This window comes from Porticoccus sp. GXU_MW_L64, from assembly GCF_052983295.1.
Genome location: NZ_JBRKJK010000013.1, coordinates 82,849 through 95,736 on the forward strand (window position 1 = coordinate 82,849; position 12,888 = coordinate 95,736).

Here is a 12,888-nt window from a genome sequence, read left to right on the forward strand (position 1 = left end):
CAACCACCATGAAAAAAAACCTGTTTGCTGTTGCTGTTACCTGCTGCCTGTTAATGCCCACCAGTGCATTTGCGAAAACCATTCTGGTGCTGGGCGACAGCCTGAGCGCGGCCTATAACATGAGCCAGGAGCAGGGATGGGTCAACCTGTTACAACAAAAATTGACAAAGCAGCATTCGGCGCCCAGCTATCGGGTGATAAACTCCAGCACCAGCGGCGACACCACCGCCGGTGGCCTCAACCGCCTGCCCGCCATGCTGGAAAAACACCGACCCGCCGTGGTGGTGATTGAGCTGGGTGCCAACGATGGCCTGCGCGGTTTGTCGCTGAAGCAAATGCGCGCCAACCTGGAACGCATGATCCAGCTGTGCAACGACAACAAAGCCAATGTGCTGCTGGCAGGCATGTACATTCCCCCCAACTACGGCCCCCGCTACAGCCAGCTGTTTCGCCAGGTATTTGTCGACCTGGGCCAACAGAGTGGCGTAACCCTGATTCCCTTTCTGCTGGAAAACGTCGGCGGCGTCACTGAATTGATTCAGGCGGATGGCCTGCACCCCAACGCCCGGGCCCAACCGGTGATTCTCGACAATGTGTGGCCACATTTAAAACCATTGCTGCATCCGTAGGGTGGATTGGCCGCAGGCGTAATCCACCAATTACCCCACTGCGATGGCGGATTACGCCTGCGGCTAATCCGCCCTACAGTTGAAATTTTTATCTGCGACCCCAAATAGTCTCCATCGAAAATGATTGGAGCAACCATCTGTGGAACAGTATCGTGGCACCACCATTCTTTCCGTGCGGCGCAACGGCAAGGTGGTTATCGGCGGCGATGGCCAGGTCACCCTGGGCAACACCGTAATGAAAGGCAACGCCAAAAAAGTACGCCGCCTGCACAACGGCAAAGTGATCGCCGGGTTTGCCGGTGGTACCGCCGATGCCTTTACCCTGTTTGAACGCTTTGAGGCCAAGCTGAACGAACACCGGGGCAACCTCACCCGCGCCGCCGTGGAACTGGCCAAAGACTGGCGCACCGACCGCATGCTGCGCCGCCTGGAAGCGCTGATGGCGGTGGCGGACGAAACCGCCTCGCTGATTATCACCGGCAACGGCGATGTGATGCAGCCAGAAGACGACTTGATCGCCATCGGCTCCGGCGGCGCCTTCGCCCAATCCGCCGCCCGCGCCCTGTTGGATTGCACCGAAATGAGCGCCCGGGAAATCGTCGAAAAAGGCCTGGATATCGCCGGTGACGTGTGCATCTACACCAACAAAAACCGCACTATTGAAGAAATTGAATACAACTGATCGTCATCGCGAGCGCAGCGACGCGATCCAGTGTCTTTAAGCCACTAGATTGCCACGTCGCCTGCGGCTCCTCGCAATGACAAATTGTTTTAGCGTGCGACGTCAGACGTCTGACGTGCGACCAACCCAAATTGAAATGTGTCAGCAAGCAAACCAAGTGGCACACTACAGATAAGGACTCCGAACCAAATGTCCAACATGACCCCAAGAGAAATCGTCTCCGAACTGGATCACCACATCATCGGCCAGGACAACGCCAAGCGCGCTGTGGCCATTGCCCTGCGCAACCGCTGGCGGCGCATGCAGTTGAACGAAGAACTGCGCAACGAAGTCACGCCAAAAAATATTCTGATGATCGGCCCCACCGGTGTCGGCAAAACCGAAATCGCCCGGCGCCTGGCGCGACTGTCCAATGCCCCCTTTATCAAAGTGGAAGCCACCAAATTTACCGAAGTGGGCTACGTGGGCCGCGAGGTGGATTCAATCGTTCGCGACCTGGTGGAAACCGCGGTCAAACAAGTGCGCGAACAGGAAATGCAAAAAGTACAGCAGCGCGCCACCGACGCCGCCGAAGAACGCATCCTGGATATCCTGCTGCCTCCCGCCCGCAGCCCTCAAGGGGAGGAAGACAAAGAATCCAGCACCCGCCAGGTGTTTCGCAAAAAACTGCGCGAGGGCAAGCTGGACGACAAGGAAATTGAAATTGAAATCAGCGCCGCCGTGGGCGTGGAAATTATGGCCCCTCCCGGCATGGAAGAAATGACCAACCAACTGCAGGGCATGTTCTCCAACCTGGGCAGCAACAAAACCAAAAAAACCAAACTGCCGGTTTGCAAAGCGCTGGTGATGTTGCGCGACGACGAAGCCGCCAAATTGATCAACGACGAAGACATTAAAACCCGCGCTATCGACGCCGCCGAACAAAACGGCATTGTGTTTATCGACGAAATCGACAAAGTGGCCAAACGCGCCGAAGCCTCCGGTGCCGATGTGTCCCGCGAGGGCGTGCAGCGCGACCTGCTGCCACTGATCGAAGGCTGCACCGTGTCCACCAAATACGGCATGATCAAAACCGACCACATTCTGTTTATCGGCTCCGGGGCATTCCACCTCACCAAACCCTCGGACTTGATACCCGAATTACAGGGCCGCCTGCCCATTCGCGTGGAACTGGAATCCCTCACCGCCAGCGACTTTGAACGCATTCTCACCGAGCCCACCGCCTCCCTCACCGAGCAATACCGGGAACTGCTGGCCACCGAAGGTCTGACCGTGGAATTTGCCGACGACGGCATTCGCCGCCTGGCGGAGCTGGCCTTTGAAGTGAACGAAAAAACCGAAAACATCGGTGCCCGCCGCCTGCACACCATGCTGGAACGGCTGCTGGAAGAAGTATCCTTCGAAGCCTCCGACATAGCCGCCAAAGGCGACAGCGTGACCATTGACACGGATTATGTGAACAAGGCTTTGGGGGAGCTGAGCCAGGATGAAGACCTATCGAGGTTTATTCTTTAACAACCCAAACGCCGTCATTGCGAGCGCAGCGAAGCAATCTCCATCAGTTTACTGCTACACTGGCCGAGATTGCTTCGCTGCGCTCGCAATGACAAAAGCCTTTTATGCTACCCACCAAAATCAAACATCACAAAGCCAGCAACACCCTGGAAATCACCTACAGCGACAGCTCTAACTTTGAACTGAGCGCCGAATTCCTGCGGGTGCATTCCCCCAGTGCCGAAGTTAAAGGCCACGGCCCGGGGCAGGAAGTGTTGCAGCACGGCAAAAAAGACGTGGCCATCCAGAAAATAGAACGGGCGGGCAATTATGCGTTGCGGCTGTTCTTCGACGATGGCCACGACTCCGGCATTTACACCTGGGACTACCTGTACACGCTGGCAAACAACCAACAGAGCCTGTGGCAACAGTACCTGAGCAAACTCCACCGGGCGGGCAAGCACCGGGAGCCTGACATACAGGTGGTGCAGATAATACACAGCCCGTAACCGACCCATCATAACTTCAGCACTGGGCATTGAACCCATAGATATAAGCGTGATCGGCCTGCAGCCATCGGAGTAACCGTAAGTGAATATTGTCATCCTTCGCTACGCTCAGGATGACAGCTCCGTGAGTTCTTAACCCCTCACAAAATAACATGCCGTAACCCGGATTCAGGAGCGGGATTTACGGATGCAAAATTTCCCGAAGCTGTCTGCGAATCAGAAAACCATTGGCATTAAGAATCGCCGGAACGTCGCGTGCCTGACGGATAAGAGCGACGATAACAATACCTTTACCATCCACAGGGACATAAACAAGGTAGTGCTCCCGAACGGGATACAGATTCAATTCCGCCATTGGAAACATGCTCCATGGCAGAGAAGCGCTCAGGATTGCGGGCAATACGCTCGGCGGTTTCCGTAAGCACATAGTGCCGTTGCTTCCCTGCCATTGGCCTCAATCCTCTTCGGCAACATCCAATATAGATTTGTCTGAAAGGCGACCATGGGCCAAGTCATCCAGCCCTTTCACTACATGCACCAGTGTGGATTGTGATTGCATATCCCGCCGAATCAGGTCTCGCAGATACTCGCTGGGCGTGGCGTAGAGATTTGCATCGCCAGTGCGACTATCGACGAACTCTCGCAGTTCGTCGGTAAGGGACAAGTTCATGCTGCTGGCCATGTCTGTAACCCCTTAACGCAGTACTGCTGACCCTAGACCCGCTGTCGAATATTGCCAATATTCAACAAAACACGCTTTACAGGTAGCCCGGGTGCAGCGCAGCGGAACCCGGGGGTGTTTTGGGGGAGCATTCCCGGGTTTCGCTGCGCTGCACCCGGGCTACGGGAAAGTGGCTTACGCTGCTTCTCCCTCATCCATTCCTTCATCCACTCCTTCATCTAAGTTCAGCAACAACGCATTGCCACCAGTCGCCACAATATTCACGGTTTTGGTTTTTTCCACCGCGAAGCGCACCAGGTAGTTGGGGCCGCCGGCCTCTACCACCATGGGGGCGATGGCGCCGCCGCGTTGGGCCATGTCCAGTTGCATGGCCAGTGCATCTTCCACCGGGCCGCGCCAGGCGATACCGGCGGTGCGGAAGTCGGCGGTGACTACTTTAGTGACCAAACTGCCGGGGATAAAGTGCAACAGTTCGTTGGGTATGCCTGCGTCCAACAGAGCTTTTACCATTTCCGCGGCCAGCAGTGCATTGTCGCTGGCGGGTTTGGCAATAACGCCATTACCGGCAGCCAGCGCCGCAACCACTTGTTCGACAAATTGACCAACACCGGTACCGTCGGCCACCGCGCACAAGAACACACCGCGACCATTCAGGCTCAGTTCGTTGGTTTCGCCGGTTGGCCCCGGCAGCATAATCGGAGCCTGACATTTTTCACGAGACTGCTGGGCATAGTAGCGACACGCGGTAGCGGCAGCTTTTTGGTCGCCCATACGCTGTTCGATCAAATCGGCGGCCTTTTCCAGAATCAGTGCGCGCACATCGCCGCGAGACAGGTTCCAGCCCAGTTGGGCGTTGCTGGCCATATCCATAGCGGCGGATATTTGCTCCGCACCCACTTGAGCGATTTCCCGGCCGCCGATAATGGCGTTGGCCGCCGCAACGTTGTCACCTGATTGCACTGGCACCTCGTCAACACCCGCTTCCAGTACATCAATTTTCTCGCTGGAAAAGCGCGTCATGTAGTTGGGGCCGCCAGCTTTGGGGCCGGTGCCGGACAGACCCTGGCCGCCAAACGGGTTCACCCCCACCACCGCACCCACGGTGTTGCGGTTGATGTAGTTGTTGCCTACGCGTGTTAGATCTACCACGTCGCGGGCAAAGCTCTCGATGCGGCTGTGTACGCCAAGAGTGAGGCCAAAACCGGTGCCGTTGATTTCGTCGATGACTTTTTTGAAGTCGTCTTTGTCGAAACGAATCACGTGCAGAATCGGGCCGAAGATTTCACCGGGCAGTTGGTTGACGGTTTTCAGTTCAAACATGTGCGGCGCCACAAAGGTGCCGTTTTCGAAGCCATCGGGAATGTCGCAGGCGTAGTGCAGGCGGGCTTCTTTTTTCATGTTTTCCACATGCTGCAGCAAACCCTGACGGGCGCTGTCGTCGATTACCGGGCCGACATCGGTCTGCAGTTCCCAGGGGTTGCCGATGGTCAGCTCCGCCATGGCACCTTTGAGCATGTCGATAACACCATCGGCGATATCGTCCTGCACATACATCACCCGCAGGGCGGAGCAGCGCTGGCCCGCAGACAGGAAGGCAGAGCGAATGGCATCGTCCACCACCTGCTCCGGCAGGGAGGAAGAGTCCACAATCATGGAGTTCTGGCCGCCGGTTTCGGCGATAAATACCGGCACTTCGCCACCGCGCTCCACCAGAGTTTTCTGAATGCCCAGCGCCACTTCGGTAGAACCGGTAAAGGCCACCCCTTTGACACGGGGGTCGGTGTTGAGAATGGGGCCGAGCACGGAGCCACGACCGGGCATAAAATTCAGCACATCGCCGGGCACGCCCGCTTCCAGCAGAATTTTAATGCCTTCGGAGGCAATAATCGGTGTGGGGTCGGCGGGCTTGGCGATTACGGCGTTGCCGGAAGCCAGCGCCGCCGCCACCTGGCCAACAAAGATGGCCAACGGGAAGTTCCAGGGGCTGATGCAGAAAAACACGCCGCGACCGTGCAGGCTGTGCTGCGCCACTTCACCCATGGGGCCAGTAACGGATTCAGCAGCGCTGAAACGGTTGCGTGCTTGCAGAGCGTAGTAGCGCAAAAAGTCCACCGCCTCGCGCACTTCCGATACGCCATCGTTCAGGGTGCGGCCAGCTTCGTAGGCGATTACGCCAATCAGCTGCGCCATGCGTGCCTCCATCATATCGGCGGCTTTGTCGAGAATTTCAGCGCGCGCTTCACCGCCCAGGGCATCCCAGGCCGGTTGCGCATTGTGAGCCAGCTCCAGGGCTTTGCTCACTTCTTCCGGGCTGGCTTTGCGGCAGGTGCCCACAACCACGTTATTGTCGGTGGGGCGCACCACATCCTCGCCTTCAGACGTATTTTCTTCGCCACCAATAATCGGCCCGGTGGCCCAGGTTTCACCAGACATGGCGTTAACCACGTCAAGCAGTTGGTTGGCGGTATCGGCGTTGGCCAGGTCAACGCCGTGGGTGTCGGGGCGCATTTCACCGGCGTGGCGGAAGATATCTACCGGCAGGGGAATGGCACTGTGGCGGCGGGCGGCGCTGCTTTCCACGTCCGCTTGTACATCGGTAATCACCTGCTCCACAGGGCATTGCTTGTCCATAAAGCGATTCACAAAGGAGCTGTTGGCGCCGTTTTCCAGCAGGCGGCGCACCAGGTAGGGCAGCAGGTCTTTGTGGGCACCCACGGGCGCGTACACACGCACCGGCGCCGGGTGGCCGTCCACCCCTTTCGCCAGTTGCATGTGCAACAGATCACCCATACCGTGCAGGCGCTGGAACTCGAAGTTCTTGCCCTGGGCAAGCTCCAGAATCAGCGCCGCTGTGTGGGCGTTGTGGGTGGCGAACTGCGGGTAGATCACGTCTTGCGCGTCCAGCAGTCTGGCGGCACACACCTGGTAGCTGAGGTCGGTGTTGGCCTTGCGGGTGTACACCGGAAAGTCTTTGTAACCTTCTTCCTGGGCCAGTTTGATTTCGGTGTCCCAGTAGGCACCCTTCACCAGCCGCACCATGATTTTGCGACCGGCGTCGCGGGCCAGCTCCGCCAGCCATTCGGCCACGAACGGCGCGCGTTTGCCGTAGGCCTGCAGTACAAAGCCGAGGCCATCCCAGCCCTGCAGCTGCGGGTCGCGAGCCAGGGATTCGAAGATATCCAGGGAGATGTCCAGGCGGTCTGCTTCTTCCGCATCGACGCTGAAACCAAGGCCGAATTTTTTCGCCTCCAGTGCCAATTCGCGAATGCGAGGAACCATTTCGTTCATTACCCGGGCTTCCTGCACGTACTGATAGCGCGGATGCAAGGCGGAGAACTTGACCGAGATGCCGTTGGCGTCGATCACATTATCTTTGTCTTCACGCTTGCCAATTTCGCGAATCGCTTCCATATAGGCGTGGAAGTAACGCTGCGCATCCTTCATGGTGCGCGCGCCCTCCCCCAACATATCGAAGGAAAAGCGGGTGCCCTCTACGTTTTCTTTGCGGCCCCGTTTGATGGCCTCGGCGATATCGCGGCCCAGCACGTACTGCTGACCCATGATTTTCATGGCCTGGCGCACGGCGGTACGCACCACCGGTTCGGAGACACGATTAACCAGCTTTTTCAGCCAGTGATCGGTGTTTTCGGTAATCTCTGATTCCAGGCTTACCACACGGCCGGTGAGCATCAAGCCCCAGGTGGAGGCGTTGACGAACAGGGAGTCGGATTTGCCGGAGTGTTCACCCCAGTCGCCGGACAGAATTTTTTCCGCAATCAGGTCGTCGGCGGTTTCCGCATCCGGCACCCGCAGCAGGGATTCCGCTAGGCACATCAGCGCCACGCCCTCTTTACTGGACAGGCTGAACTCCTGCATAAACACGTCCAGCGTGCCCGCCTTGTCGGAATCGCCACGGCAACCTTCCACCAGCTCGCGGCCCACTTTGACCACGTGATCGCGCTGGCTGTCGTTCAATCGGGATTCCGCCAGCAGTGCCTCTACACGGGTGGCTTCGTCAGCGTGGGTGTTGGCGCGAATCTGGGCGCGCAATTCAGACAGAGTAGACATACCGGTTGCCTCGTAATGTTGGGTGACATAAGGAACGGTATTGTCTATGAATTTGCGGATAATTATTCCACAAAATAACAGATATTTATTTTATTATATTACGATTAATACATTTTAAACTTACAAAATTACAAAATTAAACACAAAGGACTCATGGGCTTCGATATGAAGCAAGGTGGATTAGCGTTAGCGTAATCCACCAAACTGTGCGACCTCCGGTGGATTACGCTAACGCTAATCCATCCTACGGCCCTACTCAACTGTTGCTGGAGCAGTTTGCTTTTTCTTTCCTTTCAGCTTTTTGGCCTGTTCTTTCAGGGCAGTTACCCGCTGCTCCACATGTTTATCCATTTCCAGGTGGGGTACACCGTCCAGCCACCAGTCCGGCGCCTCCTTGCCCTTCAGCTGGTGATCGAAAAATTCCTTCATGCGCACGGTGTAGTCCTTGCGGTTGGCCAGCTTTCTCACGCCATGGTTTTCACCCACGTATTGCAGCATCACCACTTCTTTGCCCAGGCGACGCAGGATGTTGTAGTACTCCACCCCCTGAGTAAAATCCACCGCACCGTCTTTGTCGTTGTGCAGCAGCACGATAGGGGTATTCACCTTGTCGGCAAACAGAATGGGGGAGTTGCGGCTGTAGGCCTCTGGCAAATCCAGGTAGTGGCTGCTGAAGCGGCCCTGACGGTCTTCAAAAATAGAGCCGTTGGAAACGCCGGAATTCCAGTAATTCAGCCCGTACATGCTGATCATGTTGGTGAGCGGTGCGCCGGTAACAATGGCGGCAAAGGCATCGCTCTGGGTAGCCAGGAAAGAGCTTTGGTAACCGCCCCAGGAATGGCCGTGCAGCCCCACCTTGTCTTCATCCACTATGCCGGTAGCAACCGCTGCTTTCACCGCCGGCAGCACCGCCCATACCGCAGACATGCCGGGGTTGTCCACCTCGTACACAATGTCTGGCTGCAGCACCGCGTAGCCGTTGCTGGTGTAGTAACTGAGATTAAAACCACTCACCCTCGGCATGACGTAATCGTGCAGATTCTGCGAGCGCTTCTCGTAGATATACACAATAGTGGGGTATTTTTTACCGGGTTCGTAGTTGGCAGGCAGGGTCAATGCGGCCTGCAACTTGACGCCTTTATCGGTGGTAAAATCCACCAATCGAGCACCGGCGGTCCAGTGGAATTTATCCTGGTTTTTGCCCACGTGGGTAAGGCGCCGGGAATCGGCAAAGCGGCTGTCGGTGGCGTAAAAGTCCGGGAATTCCACCGCAGTCTGACGAGAGTACACAAAGACATCGGCGTCTTTGGCTTTGCGAGGCTTGGCGTATTTGGCATCACCCCACTTGAGCAGGGTAACGCCGCGTCTGCCGGCTTGTACCCGGGCAATGCCGGATTTTTTGGTCCACTCTCCGTAGACGTTAAAGTACAGGTCGTCCGCCAGATCAATACCTTCAAACTGCCTGTCTTTATTGTAGGTTTCCAGGCCGGTGTAGCGCAGCTGTTTTTGCTTGCCGTTGCCGGTGAGGTTTTCAGCCTTACCACCGGTGGCGCTGACCTTCCACACATCCCAGCCGTCGGACAACAGCACCCATTTTTCACCCTTGGCCCAACCAATAGACGGGCGCGGCGGATCTACCTGAGGCACATCGCTTTCCGTATTGATAAACGAGGTTTTTACACCCTGGGTGATATTGCGAACTTTGCCCGTGGACAGCTCCAGGGTGTGATAGTGGCCGTTGAGGTAATACAGAAAATAACGACCTTGGGGTGACAGGGCCGCATCGTGGCGGATGTTTTCCAGCGCCAGATAACGCTCACCTGTCTTCAAATTGATGCGGTAAATATCGTTGTGCTTTTTACCGTTAAGACTGGCCATCAACTCATATTTGGAGGGGTCATAACCAATCCCCCAGCTGTGGTTGGCAGTGGTTTTAAGCAGAGGCGTCTGTTCGTTTCCGTGGCGCACAAAGCGTTTGCTGTTAATCTGGTAGCTGGCCAGATAGGTGCGATTTTTATCACGGCCCGCTTCTTTCTGTTGTTGAGACTGCAGCCGCTTGTCTTTCCAGTGCCACAACACCAGGCCCGGCTTTTCGTTTTGGGCAACTTTGGCGGCGGGCTTGCTTTTCTTTTTGTCTGTGGCCGGTGTTTTTTTGTCCTGTTGTTTGCTGTCAGCATCTGCCGCATTGTTTTCCTGGGTATCATTGTTTTCCCGGGCGCCATTTTTCGGTTGTTCAGCACCTTTACCTTTGTCCGCCGCAGGCTTTTCCACCGCTTTGACCTCGGCAATGCCAAACACCAGAGTGTCCAGCCTGTCGTTCCAATAGGGCTGCTGGTTGGCACTGATGGAGAACCCTTCCGGGAAGCTGTCGTCTTTCTTCGGGTCGAAAACGCTGATCAGCGATTTTTTGGTATCGGGCTTTTGCACACCCACCACGCTGTACAGCATATCTTCATAGCCCTCATCCTTTTCACCTTTCAAAAAGGCCAGGGCATTTTTTTTGCGCTTCCAGGCCAGCTTTTTATAGCGCGCCTTGCCACTGTCCAGTACCCGCACCACATCGCTCTGCAGATTGCGCACCTGCACACCGTTGCCGGACTGCCCTTTGGAATCCACAATCCACGCCAAACGCTCGCCAGCTTCGTCAAAGGCGTATTCGGACACATTGCCGATATTGATTTCGGTACCACTGGCCAACTGCCGCAGAATCAGGTCGCGGCCGGTGGCTGGCTGGCTTTTCGATTTGCCCGTCCCGGCCTTTGATGCCCCTGAACCACCCTGTTGACCGCCGCTGGCCGGTTTTTTGTGCAGCGCCATCCAGGGGTCGCGCTTACCCGCAAAGCGAAACTGCTGCACATCGGTGAATTCGGTCAGCTCACCGTTATTCAAATCCACCAGGGCAATTTTTCCACCCTTGGGTTTTTTGCCGCCCTGAGATTCCTTGAAACCGGGGTTGATATTAAACGCCAACCAGCGGCTGTTGCTGGAATATTCAACGGGGCCAGCCTGTTGCGCCCAACCTACCGAAAAGCGGTGTTCTTTGTCGCCATCAATTTGCTTGACGACCATTTCAGAGTCACCCTCCTCTGGCCCCACTATGTAGGCCAGCCAGCCTCCGCTGGGGGACAACCTGGCCGCTTTGGTGACATTCCAGGTCAGCATGTCGCTGACTTCCAGGGGACGTTTGGCCTCTGCGTTCTGCTCACTGGCAGCGGGCTTTTCCGCCACTGATTGTTGGCCCCAGGTAACGGGGCTGACGGTCAGGCTTAATAACAAGACAACGCACAGGCCGCTTGCCAACGGCAGGCGCCAGTTTGTACGGGCAGATAGAGACACAGAGATTCTCCTGTTCATAGGTGGCAGGTGTTGCCGGACAGGATAGACGTCTCAGAAAAAAAATTCACCAATTAACAGGTAAAATAGTGTAAATCAAACAGCAGAAAAGGCGTTGCGAGTAAAATTTTCCACACCGGATTCTGTAATTAGCACATTATCCTCGATGCGAATGCCACCACAGGGGATCAGCTCATCCACCTTGGCCCAATCCACATGCTCGCTGTATATGCCAGCCCGCACCGGTTCCAGCAGTGAGGGAATAAAGTATATGCCCGGCTCAATGGTAAACACCTGGCCCACCTCGACCGTGCGGGTCAGGCGAAGGTGCGGGTGATGAATGGGCGGCGGGTTGTCGCCGCCATCCGGTGCCAACTGATGACCGCCTTTGTCGTGCACCTGCACCCCCAGCAAGTGCCCCAGGCCGTGAGGCTGGAACGGCAGAGTCATACCCAGCTCCATGGCCGTGGCCAGATCGCAGGTGATAATGCCAAAATCAATAAGGATCTCACCGATGCGGCGGTGCATATCCAGGTGCAAATCCACAAAGCTCATGCCCGGTACGATGGTGTCAATCAGCTGCTGTTGCGCATCATCCAAGGCGGAGATCAGTTTGGCAAAGGTGGATTTCTTTTTCGCCGCGTAGGTGCGGGTAATATCCGATGCATAACCGTTAACGCTGACCCCGGCATCCAGCAACAAAGAGTGCAGGTGCTCCGGCGCCTGGCGCTGCACCCGGGTGTGGTGCAGCACACCGGCGTGTTCATTGATCGCAACAATGGCGTCGTAGGGCAACTCCTGGCCGGTGCACTGCACCGCCTGCAGGTAATCCTGGCGAATGGCCATCTCCGATTTGCCCGCTTTAAAGGCTTTTTTCGCCGCACTGTGGCCGCGAACAGCAACCTCGTTAGCTGCGCGTATGCAAGCCTGTTCGTAGGGGCTTTTTACCGCCCGCAGCCAGTCGATCTGATTCATCAGCGCCTGGGGATTGCGCTGGGTGTCGCTAAAGCCGGACATGGCGCTCATTTTCGGCCCCAGGTAAGCCAGCCAGCGAGTGTCTCTGGGCAGCTGGGCAAACAGGCCGGGGGTGTCGCAATAGGGGCACACCTCTATGGCGCTGTCGTAGCCTTCCGGCAGAGCTTCCGGCTCGCTGTGCCAGTAATCCTGGCACTCTTTGACAAACAACTTGGGGCGGGTTTCGTCCTCTGAAATCAACAGATAGCAGTTGGGGCGCTCGGTGAGCGGCAGCCACTCCTTGAAGTAGGGGTTCACTTTAAACGGGTAGTGTTGGTCGTCGCGAAACTGCACCAACTCAGCCCCGGAAGATATCAACAAATGCTCCCAACCGGTGCGCTCCATAACGCTGAGAAAGGTGGCAAACTTGCTGGCAATGTGTGACGGGTATAGTTCGGAAAGTAACGACTGCTGGCTGGGTAACATAACAACGTGGCTCGTGGAACATGGCTCGCGAAAGGTTTCACGATACCTTTA

The 12,888-nt window shown here is 56.4% G+C and carries 9 protein-coding genes; 4 read left to right on the forward strand and 5 right to left on the reverse strand.

Features of this window, described 5'->3' with window-relative positions; genetic code table 11:
- Nucleotides 1-8 precede the first annotated feature (8 nt).
- From ACVBEJ_RS11795 to ACVBEJ_RS11810, 4 genes are all read left to right on the forward strand, one after another.
- Nucleotides 9-629, forward strand: coding sequence for an arylesterase (locus ACVBEJ_RS11795; RefSeq protein WP_447129832.1), 621 nt, complete (start codon nt 9-11; stop codon nt 627-629).
- Between the two features lie 139 nt (nt 630-768).
- A complete protein-coding gene (hslV, locus tag ACVBEJ_RS11800) occupies nt 769-1,311 on the forward strand; it encodes an ATP-dependent protease subunit HslV (protein WP_447129833.1) in 543 nt (180 codons plus the stop codon).
- 189 nt (nt 1,312-1,500) lie between these two features.
- Entirely contained in the window at nt 1,501-2,826 is a 1,326-nt protein-coding gene (hslU, locus tag ACVBEJ_RS11805; protein ID WP_447129834.1) for an HslU--HslV peptidase ATPase subunit, read from the forward strand.
- Between the two features lie 104 nt (nt 2,827-2,930).
- Nucleotides 2,931-3,314, forward strand: coding sequence for a gamma-butyrobetaine hydroxylase-like domain-containing protein (locus tag ACVBEJ_RS11810; RefSeq protein WP_447129835.1), 384 nt, complete (start codon nt 2,931-2,933; stop codon nt 3,312-3,314).
- 181 nt (nt 3,315-3,495) lie between these two features.
- Here the strand turns inward: ACVBEJ_RS11810 and ACVBEJ_RS11815 are convergent, their stop codons facing one another.
- The 5 genes from ACVBEJ_RS11815 to pepQ all read right to left on the reverse strand — a co-directional run bounded on the left by ACVBEJ_RS11815 (nt 3,496) and on the right by pepQ (nt 12,837).
- Nucleotides 3,496-3,669 (reverse strand): hypothetical protein, encoded by a 174-nt coding sequence (locus tag ACVBEJ_RS11815; protein WP_447129836.1) that lies wholly within the window; start codon nt 3,667-3,669, stop codon nt 3,496-3,498.
- A 99-nt stretch (nt 3,670-3,768) separates the two neighbouring features.
- Nucleotides 3,769-3,996 carry a ribbon-helix-helix domain-containing protein gene (locus tag ACVBEJ_RS11820; protein WP_447129837.1) on the reverse strand — a complete coding sequence of 76 codons (228 nt, stop codon included), beginning with the start codon at nt 3,994-3,996 and terminating at the stop codon, nt 3,769-3,771.
- Between the two features lie 174 nt (nt 3,997-4,170).
- Nucleotides 4,171-8,064 (reverse strand): bifunctional proline dehydrogenase/L-glutamate gamma-semialdehyde dehydrogenase PutA, encoded by a 3,894-nt coding sequence (putA, locus tag ACVBEJ_RS11825; protein WP_447129838.1) that lies wholly within the window; start codon nt 8,062-8,064, stop codon nt 4,171-4,173.
- Nucleotides 8,065-8,316: 252 nt separating this feature from the next.
- A complete protein-coding gene (locus tag ACVBEJ_RS11830) occupies nt 8,317-11,400 on the reverse strand; it encodes an alpha/beta hydrolase family protein (RefSeq protein ID WP_447129839.1) in 3,084 nt (1,027 codons plus the stop codon).
- Between the two features lie 93 nt (nt 11,401-11,493).
- Complete coding sequence (gene pepQ, locus ACVBEJ_RS11835) at nt 11,494-12,837, reverse strand: Xaa-Pro dipeptidase (RefSeq protein WP_447129840.1); 1,344 nt, start codon at nt 12,835-12,837, stop codon at nt 11,494-11,496.
- Nucleotides 12,838-12,888 lie beyond the last annotated feature (51 nt).

What these genes read in the sequence shown, in the direction of transcription:
- putA (WP_447129838.1), bottom strand. Translation starts at nt 8,064, where the DNA reads ATGTCTACTCTGTCTGAATTGCGCGCCCAGATTCGCGCCAACACCCAC.
- ACVBEJ_RS11815 (WP_447129836.1), bottom strand. Translation starts at nt 3,669, where the DNA reads ATGGCGGAATTGAATCTGTATCCCGTTCGGGAGCACTACCTTGTTTAT.
- ACVBEJ_RS11820 (WP_447129837.1), bottom strand. Translation starts at nt 3,996, where the DNA reads ATGGCCAGCAGCATGAACTTGTCCCTTACCGACGAACTGCGAGAGTTC.
- hslU (WP_447129834.1), top strand. Translation starts at nt 1,501, where the DNA reads ATGTCCAACATGACCCCAAGAGAAATCGTCTCCGAACTGGATCACCAC.
- pepQ (WP_447129840.1), bottom strand. Translation starts at nt 12,837, where the DNA reads ATGTTACCCAGCCAGCAGTCGTTACTTTCCGAACTATACCCGTCACAC.
- ACVBEJ_RS11795 (WP_447129832.1), top strand. Translation starts at nt 9, where the DNA reads ATGAAAAAAAACCTGTTTGCTGTTGCTGTTACCTGCTGCCTGTTAATG.
- ACVBEJ_RS11810 (WP_447129835.1), top strand. Translation starts at nt 2,931, where the DNA reads ATGCTACCCACCAAAATCAAACATCACAAAGCCAGCAACACCCTGGAA.